Annotated in this window: 2 protein-coding genes; both read right to left on the reverse strand. The window is 39.8% G+C overall.

Going from position 1 to position 1,162, the window contains the following annotated elements; translation table 11 throughout:
• Positions 1 to 471 (reverse strand): phage terminase large subunit (locus tag BR30_RS0116215; protein ID WP_026565886.1); only part of this gene is annotated, 471 nt, incomplete at its 3' end.
• 137 nt (positions 472 to 608) lie between these two features.
• Positions 609 to 1,162: recombinase family protein (locus tag BR30_RS0116220; RefSeq protein ID WP_026565887.1), on the reverse strand; the 554-nt coding region annotated here is incomplete at its 5' end.

The raw sequence follows: 1,162 nt of genomic DNA on the forward strand, positions 1-1,162 counted from the left end.
TGACAGGTAGAATTGCTTCTTATCACTGCCACCTCTTAGCCTTAATTTAAGCTGTGTCCATAGTTCATAGGATACTTGGCTTGCTTCTTCTATCCAACAGGCATCAACACCACTGATTGATAAGAGTTTGGTTTCATCATCAGCACCCTTGAATATGATTTCACTTCCATTGGGGAATGTTATGGTAAGGGATGTCTTACTGACCTTCATATAAGGCAACACTTTCATGTCACCAAGCACTGTTAGAAACTCTGCATATACTGAATCCCTTATGGATGCAAAGGTTTGTCTTATCACTAACAGTTTTGTTTTCTTTTTGAATAGGTTGATAACCAACTTGGTTGCAAGGAATCTGGATTTACCACTACCTGCTCCACCATAATACACTTGGTATCTTTCTTCTTTGTTCATATATGGAATGTACTTATCATTGAAGTAGGACTTATCAATATTCAGTTTGATTTTAGCCATGTTCATCTTCTCCTTTATAAAATTGCATAAAAAAGAGGACAACCTGTGTTGCTAGGAAGTCCTCAGACAAAATTAGATTTAGTTTTGTGGGTGATTACCCATCTCATTTCCTCTGACAGCATAAGAAAAAGACAGGATTATTCCTGCCCTTGTTCCCTTACTGCCCTGTATATTGTTGCCCTGCTTATCTTGGTTATCTCTGATATGGCATTAACAGTAAGACCATTGTTATCTCTGTCAGCATACAGTTCCAGTGCATGTTGTAATCCTCTATGCCTTTCTGTGTACTTCTTAGGCTTGCCTTGATACACATTTCTTTCCTTTGCTAATGCAATGCCTTCAAGCTGTCTTTCCTTTATCATGTCTGCTTCAAATTCTGCTATGCCTGCAAGGACTGTGACCATCAACTTACCAATGGCAGTGGATGTATCTACCTTGTCACCACCCATATTAAGCACCACTAGGCTTACATTCTTGGCATTTAAGGCTTCTATTGTGGCAAGGGCATCCTTTGTACTCCTAGCAAATCTGTCTAGCTTAGTGACCACTATGGTATCCCCTGCCACCACCTTATCAAGTAGCATCTGGAATTGCTCTCTGTTGTCTTTATTCCTACCAGAAACCTTCTCCTTAAAGATGACCTCACAGCCATTCTCTTCAAGCTGTCTTATTTGTGCAGTTAAATCCTGTG

It is taken from the genome of Bacillus sp. UNC41MFS5 (assembly GCF_000686805.1).